Raw genomic sequence first — 16,417 nt, 5'->3', positions numbered from 1 at the left:
CCGAACTCCACCGCTGCTCGCTCGCCGGGTCCCCACGTCCGCGACCGGGTGGGACAGCACCTCGTGCGGGCACGGGGCGGCAAGCCCGTGACCGCCCAGCGCGAACACCCACGACGCCTGCCTCGGCTTCGCCGCCTGTCCCGTCACCCACCGACAAGCGAAACGCCTTCGTCTTCGTCAGGACTCGGGACTACTGAAGCCGAGCCGTCATCCGGATGCCCCGCTCAGGACGATCGTCGCGGAGGAACGATCCAAGTAGGCACCCGCCCCGTTGTACGACCACCGGCCGTGTTCGGGTACGAGCGAACGCAAGGCGCTCGGCATCTCCTCCGTCGGCGGACCGGCGATCGCCTGCCACTGCCCCCACCCTTCCGCGGCGACGGTATCGGCGAGATGAACGACGCCGTAGTAGCCCCAGTCGTGCGGCCCCGGCACCGTCACACGCCCCGTGTCGGGCGTACCCATGGCCCGGACACACCACTTGGCGGAGGTCACGGAGCCCAACTGCGGGAACACCGCCAACAGATCGGCTGCGACGGAACTCGTCGGTTCACAGCGGTGCGCCGCCTTTTCGTCCTTGTCGTCACCGTCTCCGAGGCCGCACGCGCCGATCAGCATTCCGGCCGCCGCCGTGATCCCCACAACGACCCTTCGCGCCGTGTGCGTCATCCGACCTCGTCCATGCGCTCATCCCCCGATCTCGGCACCGAACCGACACCCGAGTCTGACATCGAGACCACGGCCGATACATCCAACCCGGTGCGTAGTTCGTGCGGGCCACCCGGCTCATCACCGGCGGACCCGACCCGCACGAACTGGCGGCCCCCGGCCACGTCGGCACCCACGCGTCGGGCCGCCGACGATCAGCACCGCACCACCTCGGCCCGCGCACTCCGTCCGAAAGCCGCCCGGGGCGTGCACGACGCGGCAAAGCGCCCAGGCCCGCCCCCGCAACTCGGACGGTTGCCAAGCCGCCCATGCGCGGCGCGTCAGTGCCAACGACCATGGCCAACCGTGGTGATCGCCGTGCGGAGCACGGAGTGTGGCGAAGCCGCCAAGTGTGGGTCGCAGGACCGGAGCAAAACTGGCTGTGGGTCGACCGCAGCCGGCGCGACGGAGCAAAGCCTCCAGGCCGTCGTCCCCGACTCGGACGTCTACGAGCCACCGACCCCCAGGCGCGTCAGCGCCCACGGCTCGGGCGGCCCCCGGGATCGACGCGCGCAGCGCGGAGAGCGGCGGAGCCGCAGAACTTGGGCTGGGTGACCCGGAGCGAAGCGGAGGGGCACCCAGCCCCGAGCGAGGGGCCGCTTTTTCTTGGAGGAGCGAAGCGGAGGAAAGAAAAAGTAGTGCCTCGCGAGCCGGCGCGAAGCGCCCAACAAGAAGCAACGCCGCGAACACGACTCCGGGCACCCCGAGCCGCCCTATTCACCCCCCAGACTCCTGCGACCACGGCACCCGACTCCGGCAAGCCGCCCACTCCCCACGCGCCTCGGGCCCATCCCGCAACCACCCGCGACCCTGGCAAACCGCCCTGCTCCGCAACCGACCCGGACCCACCCCACAACGCGCAACCGCCGCGACCCAGGCCCTGCCCCACAGCAACGCCCAACCCCAGCAAGCCACTCCGCTCCGGCCGCGACTCAGCCCCCACACCACAACCCGCCACCCTGGCGAGCCCCGCCCCCGACGACCCCGGCAGGCCACTCCGCTCCGCCATAGCTCAGGCCCCCACCGAAACCCCGCCCCAGCAAGCCACCCGCCTCACCGCGACTCAAACCCGCCCCACAACGCACGACCCCGGCGAGCCGCCCGTCCCTGACGACTCGGGCATCACCGCGCACCTGGCAAACCATCCGCTTCACCGCCACCCAAACCCCTCCCCGCAACGCGCGACCCTGGCAAGCCACTCCGCTCCGCTGCGAATCAGCCCGCGCCGACCACCGCGCAAACGCACGCCGCACCGCGCCGCGCGTCGAGGTAGGGCCTCGGCGAACGGCCGACAACGGGTCGCCATCGCCTCGGCGTCGGACTCGTGTCAGATGCCGGCGTCGCTGAGTTCGGGGTCGTCGGCGTGGTTGCGCCGGGCGTCGAGTTCGTCCTGGGCCAGGCCGAGGAGGCGTTGGCCGGTTCGGCTGCTGACGCCGAGGCGGCGGCCGACCTCGGCGCCGGTCACGTCGGCTTCGGCGGCGAGGAGGGCGACCAGTCCTAGGATCCGGGGGTCGCGACGTGCGGCGCTGGTGAGCGGGGTGCCGTCGACGGCGTGGCCCTGGCGCGGGAAGTCGTAGCTGGGCGTCGTCTCGACGGCGGGGGACGCGGTGTCCGAGGGCGCTGTGTCGGCATCGGCATCGGCGAGGGCGCTCCGGCGGTTGGCCCCCGTACCCTCGGTCGCTCGTGGTTCGGGGATCGTGTTCGGCGACGGCGCGTCGGCCGGGGGTACATCCGACACCGTCGGCCGCGTCGCGGCCCGGCGGCGCGCCGTGTCGGCCCGGGCGGCCCCGGCGCGAGTCGACCCACTGCGCGCATCGGAACGCGGCGCCGGGCCGTCGGCGCGCCGTCCCCGATCCGCGCCCGCATCGTCGTCGTGGGGAGCATGCGCCTCACCCGGTGACCCGGCCGCAGCCCGGTGACGCAAATCCGTGACGTCGGCCGCGATGGCGGCCGACGTATGGTGATGCACATCGCCCTCGGAGGGCGCCCGCGAAGCCCCCCGCGACCCGGCGCCCTTGGTGACGCCGACCGACCCCGGATCCGGCGACACGACACCCCCGTCCCGGCCACCGTCCGCCGAGTCCGGCCACGCTACCGTCACGTCCCACCGCCCGCCGGAGCCCGAGCCGTCTCGGCGAACCTCCGTACCCTCCGGCCAATCCGCCACCACCCGGCGCCGTGTCCCGACACCGCCGGACGACACGGCATCGGCATCGGCATCGGCATCGGCATCGGCCGCACCGGACACCGGCACCTGCCCACCCGTCTCCTCCGGCCACGCGGCCCCGGCCACGCCATCGGCCGACTGCCGGTGAATGTCCGACGCGCCATGCGCCGTTCCGGGCGACACGACACCAGCCGACCGCCGGCGAGTGTCCGACGCGCCATGCGGCGTACCGGACGCCCCATGGCGGCCGTCCGCCTCCGTCGGCCATCCGGTCACCACGTCGCGACGCGTATCAGCTGCACGGGACACGGGGCCACCGGACACGACGCCACCCGACACCGCACCACCAGCCACGGCGACATCCGCCACCGGCCACCCGGTCACCAGGACGTCGCGTACCGCCGAGTCGTCGCCGACCGGCTCCCGGTAAATGTCCGACGCGGTCGCTCGGCCGGCGGGCGCGTCACGGCCGACGGTCCCGCCCCCGGCACCCACCACCACGGCATCGGCGACGTCCGTCGGCCACCGGCGCATGTCCGAAGCGGCGACCCGACCGGCGGACACCTCGTCGGACACACCACCGGACACCGCGACACCGGACACCGGCATCCGGCCATCCATCTCTCTCGGCCGACCCGCCAACCGCCCGTGGATGTCCGAGGCGGCCGACCGGCCCGCAGGCACTTCGCGAGGTGCATGCGCAACGCCTCGCGACGCCACGCCACGAGCGTCCGAGCCACCCGCGACACCGGACACAAGGACGCCCGTCGATGCGCCGGCGTCCGGGTGCCCGGTGTCCGACGAGGCGTACATCCCATCGTCCGGACGCGGTCGACCCGGCCCCGCCACCGCCCCGAATCGCCCTCGATCGTCGCCTACCTCGTGACGAAAGGGCCCGCCTGCGGACACCACCGCCGATCCGTGGCCGAGATCGTCGTGTCGGCCATCACCGTTCGGCGGCACCGTGTCCGCGCCCGCATCCGCGTCGCCCACACGCGGCCGTGGCATCCTCGGCGTCGGCGCGGCTTCAGCCACTCGCGGGTCCGCGGCCCCCGGCGCAGGCCACGTCATCGTGGCCAACCGGCCGACGTCGACCAGGACTCGGAGCTGCGGAAGCACCGCGGCCTCCACCTCCGCGTCGGCCAACCGCACCCGGGACGCGGTGCGTTGGGCAAATGCCTCGGCGCGGCGATACCGGCGGTCGATCCCGCGTACCGACCGCGCCGACGCCCCACCCGTCCCGGCACGCGCGTCCCTGGCCTCCGTGGCCTGGCGCAGCCGGTACAGCGCTCGCGCGGCACGCCGCTCCCGGACCCGCTCGGTCGCATCGGCCGCGCCGAGGTGTTCGTCGCTCGCCAGTTCCGCCAGGACCAGGACCCGCTCGATCGGGTGCAACCAGCGGATCCAGCCCACCCGACGGTCGGCCCGCGCGGTCCGGGCGTGGCGCTCCTCGGCCAGGCCCAACTCCCACAACACCGCCGCGATCGGCGCCCAGATGCCCAACGCGAACATCTCGCCGATGCCGGCCCCCTCGCTGGCCGACATCGACGCCGACAACAGCGCCAGAACCCACACCAACGCCCCGGACAACCCCGCCGCCGCGCCCCGCGAGGCCCGCCGCCGGGCCCGCAACGCGCAAACCACCGCGGCGAAGTCCAGCGCGACGAAGGGCAGATACGCCCACGGCCCGGTCAGGCCCATGACGTCCCGACCGAACTTGCCCAACTGCGCCGCCGACAGGCCCGCCGCAGCGGCCGCGACGCCCGCCGTCAGCAGGTCCTCGACCCGCCGGCCGCGCCGATCCCGGGTCGCGGCCCGGTCGCTCTCCAGCGCCTTCCGGGCCTCTTCGGGCAACGCGGCGACCCTGGCCCGCTCGGCGACGGCCCGGCGGCGTGCCCGTTCGATCAGGACGGCCGACGCGAGCACGACGAGGGCTCCGGCCAGGTAGGGCCAGTCCCGGGACCAGTCCCAGCGCGCGAGGTCCAGCATCTGTACGACAACTCCTTCGTCCCGCGCGAGGCGCGGGTCCGATTCGGGAAGTGCTCGTGTCCGTGGGTGATACGACCGCAGGAAAGGGCCCGAATCACCGGCGTGTGATCCGATCGAAGGTCGGCGCAACGTGCGATTCGGCTACCGAACCGAGCCCGCCCCCCGGGGCGATCCGATCAGACGCCGCAGACATCCCGCCCGCCGCAACGCTTCGGACACAGGAACTCCGGCCACGCAGGAGTACGTACCGCCCAGGCCACCCAAAGCCGCCCTGACAGCAGCCCACCCGCAGCCGACCGAATCCCGGCGAGCCCAAACGAGTCCAACCGCAACGAAGCAAGCCCAACGACGGCCGGCCAAGTCCCGGCGAGTCCAAGCGAATCCAACCGAGTCCAATTGGACTCACCAAGGCACCGCCGCCGGCCGGCCACCATCGCCCAACAACCATCACCAGGCAGCCCACTGCCACTGCCCGGCAACCACGCGACAGCCAAGCGTCACCCGTCAGCCATCAGCAACCAACGGCCAACGGCCAACCACCACCCGCCACCCGCCAAACCGCCAACCGCTCGCCCCTACGCGCTCAAGGCATCCTCATCCGCGCCCCGCCCGCCCCGCGACCCGTCACCGACGTCCCCATCCGCCTCCGCAAGCTCCCGTCGAGCCTGGGCAACCTGCCGCTCCAATTCGTCGAGATACGCCACCGCCGCCGCGCGATCCTGCCGCGCGAGCGTACTCAGCCAGCGGCGCGGGATGGTGTCCGCGGCCTTGGCCGTGTAGTCGACCACCCGCTCGCCCTCGGGCTCCGCCGGTTCGATGCCGAGCGAATCGAGGTAGCGCCGCACCTGCTCCACCGCGGCGGCAGGCGAGAACGCATCCCCGATGGCGGCGACCGCACCCCGCAGCACCGACGCGGTCAGCGGCACGAACTCGGCCTCCGCAACCGTGCGATACACCGTCACCGCGGCCTCGTTCCCGTACCGCCCCGCCAGCGGGACCAGTTCGCGCACCTGGGCCTCGTTCACCGCCTTGAGTCCAATTGGACTCAAGGCCTCGGCGATCGGCCACGCCTGGATCAGCCGGTCCGCATACCTACGCTGCATGTCCCAGCGATCGAGGCAGTACTCCTCGAAGCTCTCGTAACGCGTGCGGTACAACCGCGCGTCGCGAACGATCTGAAGCGCCTTGCCCGCCGCCCAGAACGCGACCCGCAACGTCTCGATCGCCGCCTCGCACGCGGCCAGTTGCCGCTGCTCGTCGTCGATCAGAACCGGGCTGTCCGACAACGGCCGGAACGGCGTGGGCAGTTCCTTGGCCATGTCGGCGGCGGTACGCAGTCGACGCGGCTCGGCGGCCGTCCGGGGGGTACGCTGCCGGCCCATCAGAGCGCCTGCTCGATCGCGAGGGCGAGCTTGTAGAAGTCCTCTCGGGCACGCAACGCGGTACCGCTCTCCTTGTATTGGGTGACCACGAGCCCGCCCTCCGCCGCATGAGCGTGGATCTTGTACTTGCGAATCGGTTCCCGCGCCCGCGGATATCCGCGTTCGTCTATCCACGCCTCGACCCGCGCCCGGTCGGTCTCACCGTCGCGCGGGTCCCACAGGTTGACCACCGCGATGTACGGGATCCCGCGCGGCTTGAGCACCCGTTCGATCGTGTACTCGCTGGGCGACCAGCTCATGAACTCCGGCGTGATCGGTACCACCGCCAGGTCCGCCACCTCGAGCATGTCGCGCAGCGCGTCCGCCGCCGCGCCGTGGCCCAGCGGGTCGGTGGCGAGTTCGGCCTCGGGGTCGGTGTCCATGAAGCCGGGGCTGTCGACCACGATCCGGGCAACACTCGGGTCGGCCTTCAACTCGGCCAGCATGCCGGGCTTGCCCTTGGTGGACATGTAGTCGAACGGCAGCAGTTCCTCGGGAACGCGGTCCGCCCAGTCCTCCATCGACCCCTGGGGGTCGATCCCGCAGGCGACCACAGGCGCGTCGGCATCCGGATCGATCGGTCCGGTGGGGGTGAAGTTCTGACCCTGAACAGCGGCCAGATTCACCGCGATCGTGCTCTTGCCGACACCACCCTTGCGGTTGATGACGACCACGACTCTGGCTTTCGACGGCGGCGCCGTCGACCGGCGGGCAGGGCTCATCTGGGACCTCCGTTGGCTTCCCCATAACGGGTACTCGGACACCACCCAGCATGCCAGACCCCCACGGAGCAACCCCCATTCGGGACGAACGACACTCCGCAAGCCCGAACAAACCAGCCATACCCCCACCCGCCCTTGAATCCCTCACATCCTCCTCAGCCGAACAAGAAATCAGCCACGTCCGCAAAGAACCGACCACCGGCCGCATCCGCCGCCGGCGAAACAAGCTCCATGGTCAAAAACCCATGAACCATCCCGAGTTCACACCGATGCCGAACCCGCACCCCAGCGCCACGCAGGCGATCCGCGTACTCATCCCCTTCATCCCGCAGCGGATCATGCTCGGCGGTCACAACCACCGCCGGCGGCAACCCGGCCAGATCAGCGGCGAAAAGCGGACTGACCCCCGGATCGGCACGCCGAACAGGATCGGGCACAAGGTTCTCGACACCCCACGCCACGGCATCCGTCGTCAGCCCCCAGCCGGTCGCCTTCTCCCGCGTACTCGGCCGAGACAACGTCAAGTCGGTATTGGGAAACGCAAGAAACTGCGCAGCCGGCATCGGCCCACCCTCATCACGCATCCGCAAACACACAAGCGCAGCCAAGTGCCCACCGGAACTGTCCCCCGCAATCGCCGGCACCCCGACCGCACCACACAACTCACCCGCATGCTCCGCGGCCCACCGAAACGCCGCAACAGCGTCATCGATCCCGGCAGGCCAGGGATGTTCGGGCGCCAACCGATAGTCGACAGCCAACACAGCAACCCGCGCGGCAACAGCCAGCCGCCGACACAGCCGATCATGCGACTCCAAACCACCGATGCTCCACATCCCCCCATGCACATAAACCACCAGCGGAACCGCATCGAGGGTCGGCCGGTAAAGCCGACCCCGAACGGAAACCACCCCACCCGCAACCACATCGCCCGAAGCCCCGCCCCCCGCGGAAGCACCCAACGACGCATCACCCGCCACCACATCAACGCCGGGCAACCCACCCAGCGCCACCCCACTCACACTCCGGCGGCCAACCTCGACATCCCGAACCTCGGCAAGCCCTGGCCCAGCCACCCGCCCGGCAACCCGCACCGCCTGCCGCCGCCGAACCTCGACAACACCCAATTCCCGAACCGAGGGCCCACAACCAAGCCGCTCCGCATCCACATAGGCGGCAAGCTCACCATCAGCCAACCCACCAAAATCCCCATCACCCATAACCCCAACCCTGCCGGCCACTTCCACCACCCAGCCAACGATCCCCAACTACGCGGAGGCTCGGCCGCAATCCTCTCCAAACCTTGCCACCATCCGCTTCACCCCCACTCGCACGGACACTTCGGCCGCGCCGAGGCACCCGTTTCGCGCCTTCAGCAATTCACCTCCGCCCACGCAGATCCGGTAACGGCGGCTCGGGCCACCCAGGCTCGGTGGCGCCGGCCACCGGCACGTCGAGCAGTGCGGTCGGGATCGCGTGCTTGGTCGCGAAGGTGCGCTGCGTCGGCGAAGCGCGGGATCGGCGCCACCGGCACCCGGGGTATCCGCCGGGGCGCATGCGTTCGCGCCGTGGCCGATATCCGCACCACCCGGCGTGCGGGCGTGATCATCGGTGCGTCACCGGGGCTGGGTTCACGCCTTATGGATCGTGTGATGGTCGGGAAAACTTCGACAAGTACCCCATTGCCGGGGCGGGATGGGGCGGGGCGAGGCGGGATGAGCCGGGCCGGACCGAATGGGACCAGGCCGGATCGGATTCGAGCCGCACCAGACCCAACCGGCCCACCGATACTTCGAATCCCGCCTCGGCCGACCCATCGCGCGCAGCGGTGGCACGCGACCGCGAGGGGCGCACCCATTCACACAGGAGGCACCCGCATGACCGCCATCGACCTGCCCGAGGTTCCCGCGCACGTACCGGTTCGGCGCCCCTCCCGGCGCCCCTCCCGGCGCATCGACGTCGGCCGCGTCCCGGTGGGCGATGGCGCGCCGATCAGCGTGCGGACGATGACCACCACCTCCACCGCCGACGTCGACGCCACGCTCCGGCAGATCGCCGAGGTGACCGCCGCCGGGGAGCGGGCCGGGCTGAAGCGGGGTTGGCTCGATCGGCCGGCTCGGGTGATGAAGCCAGTTCCGTACGGCCTGATCCGACCCGGCCCAGCCCGTCCGATCCGCCGGGAGGCGACAACGCAAGCCATGGGGCGGTGACCACAACCCTGGCGGTGGCGGTAACAGCCACACCGCCGGCCCCACAATCGGCCGGGTCAGCGGGCAACGGCCCCGCGACCCCGCCGGCGCCGACGGATGCTCGGGTGACTGGGGAGTCCACCCGAGCACCGTCGGCCGCCCACCCATCGGCCACATCCATCGGCAAGGGCGCCCTCCGGACACCCAAAAAAGCGGCTGGTCCTCCTACGGCAGACAACCCTCCTCGGACCACACTGCACAGCTCGACCTGATCCACGCAGCCCCCACGCACGCTACGTACGGCCGACAAAACCCCAATCCACAGCTCCCCTACACTCCCGTATCCATGAACGCGACCGACGACGATCTTGAGCCCACCCGGCAACAGGCCGACACAGCCAACAACGGTCGCCCGACCGGCGGATCACCCATCCGGATCGGCGCTCTCGTCCCGCTGAGCCCGCCAGGTTGGGTCGAGGCCGGGCAGCACTTGCTCACCGGGCTCGAACTGGCCGTTCGCGACATCAACGACGACGGCGGGATCAACGGAAGACCCCTCGAACTCGCGATCCGAGACACCGCCGCCGATCCGCAAGCGGCCGTGGCGGCCATGGACGAATTGGCCGCCTTGGGCGTGGCCGCCGTGGCCGGGGAGTATCACAGCGTCGTCGCCCGCGCCGCCGCCGCCAGGGCCGATGCCCTCGAACTGCCGTTCCTCTGCTCGTCGGCGGTCCTCGACGCGCTCACCGAACAACCGACCGAATGGGTCGCGCGGCTCGCCCCGGCGCAGTCCCACGGCTGGCGCGTCTACGCGGACTTCCTCCTCGCGGCAGGCCACAGTCGCATCGCCCTGGCAACCCAACCGAGTGTCTACTGGGCATCCGGGACGGCCATCCTGCGGGACCACCTCACCGCCCGCGGCGGCACCGTCATGGAACTCGACATGCGCGCGCTCACCCCCACGGACGTGTGCGACGCACTCGCCGACCATCGCGCGACAGCCCTCCTTCTTCTGGTCGGCCACCCGGAACCGGCAGTGTCGATCGTCAAGTCCGTCCGCCGCGACCAGCGCCTCGCCGAGGTCGTGATCGGCGCTCCGGCCGGGCAACCGGAGTTCACCGAATGGGCCTCGCTACTGGGCGGCGACGGCACATCGATCGCGTTCCTGCGCTACCTGCCCGAACGCCTGAGCCCACTCGGCGCGAGGGTCGAGGCGGATCTCCGCCGACAGCTGGACAGGGCGCCGTCCTTCGTCGCCTTCGAGGGCTACGACACAATCGTCGTACTCGCCGACATACTGCGCTCCCACGGCACGGACCGGCCGCACATCGCCGGGTCCTGGCCGCGCGTAGCGGTCGAGGGCACCCGTGGCCGAATCCGGTTCTCCCGCCCTCCCGGCATCAGTGTCTGGCAATGGGCATGGCCACCAACCCAGATCGTCGATCGAAACCCAACCGAACCCAACCACTTCCGAATCCTTCACACCGGCTGAACAAACCCGCAGGCCCGCCGGCCCGGATCCCTCCCACCCCGAACTCGACACCGCCCCTACCTATCCACGCGCCGCCACAGCCAAGAACCCGCAGGTCAACAAGAAGTCCCGACGCAGGTGGGGATGTTCCTGTGGCCCGTGCCTCAACTCCGGTGCGGACGATGTCGGCCCTGCCGAACGTAAGCGTGGGGTGTGGGTGGCGGCGGGATACAACCGAACGGTCCTGCCACTCACGCGTAGAGGTTCGAGTCGACCGGCACCGGCCCCGCACGGGTGGAGTCGAACCGCCGGGCAGGCCGGCCCGGGAGGCCGCCGAGGTCTGTGAAGTCCCCACGCGGGTGGGGGTGAGCAGGTCGGGGAGACGGGACTCGTCGTAGTGCACGCGGGCGCCGGGGAACACCGCGTCGCTGGATACGTGGGCCAGGCGGCTGCCGTATTTTGCCGCGGCCATCGCCAAGCGAATCGGGCCCTCGGCCGTGATGGGCCATTCGGGTCCGCCGCTCGCTGCGTTGATGACGACGCGCGGTTGTGCCTGCGCGATGGGACCGGCAACGCGGACGCGCGGACGCCTGGAGAAACCCTGTCCGAGGCCGTCGGTATGCGGTCCTGATGCGAGCGCGGAGGCCACACCCCGGGGTGGAGTTCACCGCCCGGGGCACCTGCCGGTGGGTCCCGCCGTACGTGCGTTCCAGTGTTGTGCCGGGTCACGATCCGGGGGCGTGCCGCCGAAAGGTCGACGAAGCGGGCCTCTTCGGCCGAACGGTCACTGCGACCCCGGCCCCGATCGCGCCCGAAGTCCCAGCCCCGCCAGCGCGAACCGCACCGTGTGTGCGGTGTGTTGCGGTGCGACCGGGGTGCCCGCGCGCAGGTGGTCGTGCAGGGTGGCCAGCGTCAGCCGGTACACCGCGAGTGCGTCGGCCTCCACGTCGCCCGCGGTCCTCGCCCCCTCGGCTCCCGCCAGCGCCTCGCGCAGGGGCCGGATCATCGCCTCCACCGAGTCCCGCTGCTCGGCCGGGAACAACTCGGCCAACCGGTCCTGGTGGGCCATGAACGGACGGGTACGCGCCGCCGCCACCGGATCGCCGGCCTGTGCCAGCACGCCCTCGATCCAGGCCACCACCTTGCCCGCGACGTCGTCGGCCGCCGACATCCGGTGGTCCAGGTACGCGGCCATCCGCCGCCGCCCGTCGTCGAGCAGCGCGACGAGCAGCTCGTCCTTGGACCGGAAGTGCCGATAGAACGCCTGGTTCGACAATCCCGACTCGCGCAGGATGTCGCGCATCGTGGGATCGAGGCTGCCGGTGCGCTCGACCACCCGATACGTCGCGTCGACCAGCCGACGCACCTCCTGTGCGTACACCGCCCACCGCGCCTCCAGCGGACGGCGGACCGCGTTGCCCACCAACCCGCCGGAATCCACCGCCGGTTCGATCCCGTCCATCGGCGGCACCCACCTTCGATTCCCGAGGTCCCAGAAGTCCCAGAAGTCCCCGAGGCCCCGAAGAGCCCCGAGATCCTCGACATTCCCGACGCTCTTGTCTGTCGGAACGACGCATCCTACTATCCGGAACAACGTTCTCACACGTGCGGTCACTGTTCCACCAGCCATCCCGACCCGAAGGGGCACCGCATGCAACGCGAGGTTCTACTGACCGGGATCGGCGGCCAGGGCATCCAACTCGCCACCGCGCTGCTGGCCGCGGCGGCGGTGGCGGAGGGTCGGCACGCGATGTACTTCGGGGCGTACGGCGGCATGATGCGCGGCGGCAACTCCGACACCACGCTCGTCCTGGGCGACGCCCCCGTACAGAGTCCGCCGACGATCGGCTCGGCCTGGTCGGCCCTGGTGCTGCACCCCGCGCACGCGGCCGGCGTGTACGTGCGGCTGCGCGACGACGGCCTGCTCGTGCTCAACACCAGCCTGTGCGATCCGGGCGCGACGCCCACCGTGGGCCGCCTGGTGCCCGTGCCCGCGTCGGAGTCGGCCGCGAGCACCGGCAACCCGGCGGCGGTGACGATGATCGCGCTCGGCGCATACGTCGCCGCCACCGCCATCGTCGGCCTCGACACCCTCCTGGCGACGGCCCCCGACGTCCTGCCGCCGTACCGGCGACACCACGCCGAGGGCATCCGCGCCGCGCTGCGGATGGGACACGCACACGCCGGACCGGCACTGCGAGCCTGGCCGGTGTACACGTGACCGGCCCCGAACCCACGCCCACGCCCACGACGCCCACGCCCGACCCGCCCCCGCTCAGCAGAGGCACCCTCGTCATCGACATCGACGCCTGCAAGGGCTGCGATCTCTGCATCGACGCATGTCCCGCGGACGTCCTGCGGATGACCGTCTCCGAGGTCAACGACCGCGGCTACCGCTACCCCCGCCTGCTCCCCGGCTGTATCGCCTGCAAGGCGTGCTCGGCGATCTGTCCGGACTTCGTGTTCCAGGTCTACCGCTACGACGAACCCCGCGACGAGACCGGAGGAACCGGCCGATGAGCGCACCCACTTCGGGGCCCACCACCCGACCCGCCGCCCGACCCGGCCCCCGCCCCACGGTCCTCGCCGGCTCCGCCGCCATCGGCGAGGCGATGATCGCCGCCGGTTGCCGGTTCTTCGCGGGCTACCCGATGACGCCGTTCACCGAAGTGCTCGAACACATGGCGGCCCGGCTGCCCGATGTGGGCGGGGTATGTGTCAACGCGGAGAGCGAGTTGGAGGCCATCGGCATGGCGTGGGGCGCCGCCGCCACCGGCACCCCCGCCGCCACCGGATCCACCGGCCAGGGGCTGTCCCTGATGCAGGAGTCGCTGGCCGAGATCGTGCACGCCCGACTCCCGCTGGTGGTGCTCAACATGGCCCGCGCGCAGGGCGACTACCACCAGGCCACGCGCGGCGGCGGACACGGCGACTACCGGCACCTGGTACTCGCGCCCTGCGATGTGCGCGAGGCCGTCGAACTGACCGGGTACGCCTTCCACCTCGCCGAGTACTGGCGCAGCCCGGTGCTGGTGATGGGCGACTACTACCTCGCGCACACCCACGTCTCGGTGCACGTACGCCCCACCGACTTCGACCCGTTGCCGCCCCGCGACTGGGCCCTGGACGGGTCGAGCGGCGGAACGGGCGCGGCCAAGCTCATCTCACCGCTGTCCGACCGCAAACAACGCCACGCGGGCGATCGCGCGGACGCCGGCTACGACCTGGCCGAGTTCTACGTCCGGCGCGGCGCCGCCCTGGAACGAATGCTCGCCGAGACCGAACCCCGCGCGGAGACCGGCTTCCTGGCCGACGCCGAGGTGGTGGTGATCGCATACGGGACATCCGCCCTGTACGTCCGCCAGGCCGTGTCCGACCTGCGCGCCCTCGGTCGGCGGGTGGGCTATGTACGCCCGATCACACTCGTGCCCTTCCCGAGCGACATCGTGCGCGCGGCGGCGGCCGACGCGCGGGTGGTCGCGGTGTACGAGAACAGCGGAGGTCAGATGGTGGACGACGTGCGCCTGGCCGTGCTCGGCGCGGCGCCGGTGCGGTTCATCGGCCGACTGAGCCTGGACCCCTCGGGGTTCGGCATCGCCCCCGACCTCGACGTGGGCGCGATGCGACGCCGCATCGAAGCACTGTTCGAACCCCCACCCGAGTCCCCATCCGAACCCCCACCCTCATCGACCGCGACCTCACACCCCACCCACCCGAACGGCCCCCGATGAGCGCCGCGGAAGCAAAAGCAGTAGCGGAAACGGAACCGGACCCGGAAGCCCGCCGCACCCCCGACGCCCCCACCCCCGCCGGCCGCCGCGAACTGCCCATACTGACCACCACCCACCAACCCCCCACCTGCGCCGCCCGCCTCGTCCACGACTTCACCCCCGACCTGATCGACGTCGGCGCGCACCACCTGTGCCCCGGCTGCGGCGAGCCGATCGCGATGCGCTCGATGGTCGAACAGGTCGCCGAACTCGGCCAGGTGACCAAGGCGATCGCGGTGTTCGGCATCGGCTGCTACACCGCCTACTCCAACAACCTGGACATCGAGGTGCTCCAAGCCCTGCACGGGCGCGCCCCGTCCCTGGCCACCGGGGTCAAGCGCTGCCGGCCGGACACGCTCGTGTTCACCGTGCAGGGCGACGGCGACATGGTCAACGAGGGCCTCCAGGAGGTGCTGCACACCGCGGCGCGCGGCGAGAACGTCACCTGCCTGATGCTCAACAACGGGGTGTTCGGCGAGACCGGCGGACACATGACCGCCGCCACCGTGCTCGGCCAGCGCACCAAGAACACCCTGGACGGACGCGACGCGGCCCGCCACGGTCATCCGATCCGACTGGCCAACCTGATCGCCGAGTTGGACGGCGCCACGTACGTGGCGCGCGGCGCGGTCCACGACATCGTGAACATCACCCGCACCACCCGGATGATCCGCAACGCCTTCCGCACCCAACTGCGCGGCGGCGGCTTCTCCTTCGTGGAGATCCTGACCATGTGCCCCACCGGTTGGTTCGTGGACACCGCCGACGCACCCGCCTACCTCGCGAGCACGCACGCCGCGACGCACACCCTCGGCGTACTGAAGGACACGACACACACGTCGGGCTCGCACGCCGCCCCGGAAGGGACCACCGCATGGCCGACCTGAACCCCCCGGCACCCATCGTGGTCGGCATCATGTATCCCCCGGCCTGGGACATCCGCCCCGCACACGCGCTCGCCGCCGACCTGGACGCGGTGCGCGCGCTCGATCCGCGCATCGAGATCGTGGACTGCCGCTATCTCGAACCCGAGGACCTGCGCACCGCCCGCGGCCGACCGGGCGCCGCAGGCCGTCCCGAACTGCGCTCGCTCGCCCCCGAGTTGACTCCCGAACAACGCGCCCTCCTGGCCCGGGTCGAGATCGCCCTGGTCGCCGATCTGCCGTTCGACGTGGCGGCGGTGTCGCCGAACCTGCGCTGGGTACAGAGCTGCGCGGCGGGCAACGGCCAACTGCTCTCGGCGGGCCTGCCCACCGAACGCATCCGGCTGACCAGCGCGGCCGGGGTCAACGGTGCGCCGATCGCGGAGTTCGTCCTGTCCCGGCTGCTCGCCTTCGCCAAACGCCACCGCGACCTGGACGCGGCGCAGCGGGCCCGGCGATGGCGACCGGCGTTCGGCGGGCTCGTCCACGGTCGCACCCTCGGCCTGATCGGCGTGGGCGGGATCGGTACCCAAATCGCCCGCCGGGCACAGGCGTTCGGGATGCGGGTGCACGCGACGCGGCGTCGGGTGGAGTTGCCGGCCGACCATGTGGATCGGCTCTACCACCCGGACGATCTGCACGAGATGTTGGCGGGTTGCGACGCGGTGGTGTCGGCGGCGCCGGAGACGGCGGACACGGTGGGCACGATGAACGCCGCCGCGTTCGCCGCGATGCGCGAGGGCGCGTTCTACTGCAACGTCGGGCGGGGTTCGTTCGTGGTCGAAGCGGACCTGATCGCGGCATTGCGCGGCGGCCGGCTCGGCGGCGCGGCGCTGGACGTGGTCGCCCACGAGCCGCTGCCGGCCGACGATCCGTTGTGGACGGCGCCGAACCTGTACCTGTCCGCGCACTGCTCCAGCGCGGCCCTCGAACACTTCACCGAGGTGTTCCGCCTGTTCCGGGACAACCTCGGCCGCTACCTGGCGGGCGAGGAACTGCGCAACACGATCGACCCGGACGCGGGCTGCTGAACACGCGGCTCACGGCACGCGGCACG

13 protein-coding genes are annotated in these 16,417 nt (G+C 71.4%); 7 read left to right on the top strand and 6 right to left on the bottom strand.

The window, feature by feature from the left end:
- Positions 1 to 207: 207 nt before the first annotated feature.
- The 5 genes from ACH4XV_RS24735 to ACH4XV_RS24715 form a co-directional block, all read right to left on the bottom strand.
- Positions 208 to 669: a hypothetical protein gene (locus ACH4XV_RS24735; protein WP_395793285.1), complete on the bottom strand. Its 462-nt coding sequence runs from the start codon at positions 667 to 669 to the stop codon at positions 208 to 210.
- A 1,366-nt stretch (positions 670 to 2,035) separates the two neighbouring features.
- On the bottom strand, positions 2,036 to 4,864 hold the full coding sequence (locus tag ACH4XV_RS24730; protein WP_395793283.1) for a hypothetical protein: 2,829 nt from the start codon (positions 4,862 to 4,864) through the stop codon (positions 2,036 to 2,038).
- Between the two features lie 575 nt (positions 4,865 to 5,439).
- The gene (locus ACH4XV_RS24725) at positions 5,440 to 6,183 is read right to left on the bottom strand and encodes a hypothetical protein (RefSeq protein WP_395793281.1); all 744 of its coding nucleotides are present in this window, start codon (positions 6,181 to 6,183) and stop codon (positions 5,440 to 5,442) included.
- 62 nt (positions 6,184 to 6,245) lie between these two features.
- On the bottom strand, positions 6,246 to 7,007 hold the full coding sequence (locus ACH4XV_RS24720; protein WP_395793279.1) for a ParA family protein: 762 nt from the start codon (positions 7,005 to 7,007) through the stop codon (positions 6,246 to 6,248).
- Between the two features lie 155 nt (positions 7,008 to 7,162).
- Complete coding sequence (locus tag ACH4XV_RS24715; RefSeq protein WP_395793277.1) at positions 7,163 to 8,257, bottom strand: alpha/beta hydrolase; 1,095 nt, start codon at positions 8,255 to 8,257, stop codon at positions 7,163 to 7,165.
- A gap of 627 nt (positions 8,258 to 8,884) precedes the next feature.
- Between ACH4XV_RS24715 and ACH4XV_RS24710 the strand changes: the two genes are divergently transcribed.
- Together ACH4XV_RS24710 and ACH4XV_RS24705 are read left to right on the top strand one after the other, a co-directional pair.
- On the top strand, positions 8,885 to 9,217 hold the full coding sequence (locus ACH4XV_RS24710) for a flavodoxin-dependent (E)-4-hydroxy-3-methylbut-2-enyl-diphosphate synthase (protein ID WP_395793275.1): 333 nt from the start codon (positions 8,885 to 8,887) through the stop codon (positions 9,215 to 9,217).
- 325 nt (positions 9,218 to 9,542) lie between these two features.
- Entirely contained in the window at positions 9,543 to 10,688 is a 1,146-nt protein-coding gene (locus ACH4XV_RS24705; RefSeq protein ID WP_395793273.1) for an ABC transporter substrate-binding protein, read from the top strand.
- A 763-nt stretch (positions 10,689 to 11,451) separates the two neighbouring features.
- On the opposite strand, the gene ACH4XV_RS24700 is transcribed toward ACH4XV_RS24705, so the two are convergent.
- On the bottom strand, positions 11,452 to 12,129 hold the full coding sequence (locus tag ACH4XV_RS24700) for a TetR/AcrR family transcriptional regulator (RefSeq protein WP_395793272.1): 678 nt from the start codon (positions 12,127 to 12,129) through the stop codon (positions 11,452 to 11,454).
- Positions 12,130 to 12,318: 189 nt separating this feature from the next.
- On the opposite strand from ACH4XV_RS24700, the gene ACH4XV_RS24695 reads away from it, so the two are divergent.
- From ACH4XV_RS24695 to ACH4XV_RS24675, 5 genes are read left to right on the top strand one after another with little or no spacing between them, the layout of a single operon-like run.
- Complete coding sequence (locus ACH4XV_RS24695; protein WP_395793270.1) at positions 12,319 to 12,888, top strand: 2-oxoacid:acceptor oxidoreductase family protein; 570 nt, start codon at positions 12,319 to 12,321, stop codon at positions 12,886 to 12,888.
- Positions 12,885 to 13,187 (top strand): 4Fe-4S dicluster domain-containing protein, encoded by a 303-nt coding sequence (locus tag ACH4XV_RS24690; RefSeq protein ID WP_395793268.1) that lies wholly within the window; start codon positions 12,885 to 12,887, stop codon positions 13,185 to 13,187. The genes ACH4XV_RS24695 and ACH4XV_RS24690 overlap by 4 nt, the downstream gene beginning before the upstream one ends.
- Positions 13,184 to 14,398 carry a hypothetical protein gene (locus tag ACH4XV_RS24685; RefSeq protein ID WP_395793266.1) on the top strand — a complete coding sequence of 405 codons (1,215 nt, stop codon included), beginning with the start codon at positions 13,184 to 13,186 and terminating at the stop codon, positions 14,396 to 14,398. Before ACH4XV_RS24690 ends, ACH4XV_RS24685 begins: the two co-directional genes overlap by 4 nt.
- Positions 14,395 to 15,324: a thiamine pyrophosphate-dependent enzyme gene (locus ACH4XV_RS24680; protein WP_395793264.1), complete on the top strand. Its 930-nt coding sequence runs from the start codon at positions 14,395 to 14,397 to the stop codon at positions 15,322 to 15,324. Before ACH4XV_RS24685 ends, ACH4XV_RS24680 begins: the two co-directional genes overlap by 4 nt.
- Positions 15,312 to 16,391: a D-2-hydroxyacid dehydrogenase gene (locus tag ACH4XV_RS24675; RefSeq protein WP_395793262.1), complete on the top strand. Its 1,080-nt coding sequence runs from the start codon at positions 15,312 to 15,314 to the stop codon at positions 16,389 to 16,391. Before ACH4XV_RS24680 ends, ACH4XV_RS24675 begins: the two co-directional genes overlap by 13 nt.
- The last annotated feature ends 26 nt before the right edge of the window (positions 16,392 to 16,417 follow it).

It is taken from the genome of Embleya sp. NPDC020630 (assembly GCF_044334985.1).
Classification (GTDB): domain Bacteria; phylum Actinomycetota; class Actinomycetes; order Streptomycetales; family Streptomycetaceae; genus Embleya.
Note: the sequence above shows the minus strand (reverse complement) of the source record. Positions and strands in the feature narration are given on the sequence as shown.